The sequence below is a fragment of the Corallococcus sp. AB049A genome (assembly GCF_003668885.1).
GTDB lineage: Bacteria > Myxococcota > Myxococcia > Myxococcales > Myxococcaceae > Corallococcus > Corallococcus interemptor.
Genome location: NZ_RAWL01000836.1, coordinates 1 through 920, shown reverse-complemented (window position 1 = coordinate 920; position 920 = coordinate 1). Strand labels below are relative to the sequence as shown.

The window sequence follows — 920 nt, the reverse complement described above, 5'->3', positions numbered from 1 at the left end:
CGCTCCTCCACCGCCGCTCCCGCGCGGCGCTGGAGGAGCGCCCGCCGCTCGCGCTGCCCCAGCACCGTCAGCAGCTCCTCCATGGAGCGGAACCGGTCCCGAGGCTCCAGCGACAGCCCCTTCATCAGCGCGCGGCGCACCCACGCCGGCACCTTCGATTCGCGCGGCGGCTCCAGGATGGGCGACGGAGGAAGCACCTGCACCGCGGGCCCGGCCACCGTCACGCCCGGCCCGTCCTCCGCGGTCCGCGGCCGCAGCTGGGACGCCACCCGCGACAGCTCATCCGGGTCGAACGGGCGGATGCCGTACAGCGCGCGGTACAGCGCCGCGCAGAAACTGAACTGATCCGACCGCGAGTCCAACAGCTCGCCCCGGAACTGCTCCGGGGACATGTACGCGGGCGTGCCCATCACCAGGCCCGCCTGCGTGAGCTGCGCGCTCAGCGGCGAGTCATCGCCCACCGGCCGCGTGCGCTCGCCGTCCTCGTCGTCGTCGTCCACCTCGCCCATGGGCCGCGCCAGCCCGAAGTCCGTGACGTAGACGCGCCCGTCCTTGCCCACCAGCACGTTGGCCGGCTTGAAGTCCCGGTGCACCAGCCCCGCCGCGTGCGCCGCCTCCAGGCCCCGCCCCGCCGCCAGGTACTTGTCCAGCAGCTCCTGCCACGTCCGGGGCTTCGCCTTCGTCCAGTCGCGCAGCGTGCCGCCGTCCACCAGCGCCATCGCCACGTAGACCTGCTGATCCCACTGCCCCACCTCGAAGACGGGGATGACGTTGGGGTGGGAGATGCGCGCCATGGCCTGCGCCTCGCGCAACAGCCGCGCCCGTCCCTGCTCCAGGTCCTCGTGGCCGCCCTTCACCCGCAGGAGCTTCAGCGCCACCTTGCGGTCCAGGTCCGGATCATAGGCGGCGTACACCACCCC

The 920-nt window shown here is 73.3% G+C and carries 1 protein-coding gene; it reads right to left on the bottom strand.

Features of this window, described 5'->3' with window-relative positions; genetic code table 11:
- Positions 1-920: serine/threonine-protein kinase (locus D7X55_RS39765; protein ID WP_147470437.1), on the bottom strand; the 920-nt coding region annotated here is incomplete at both ends.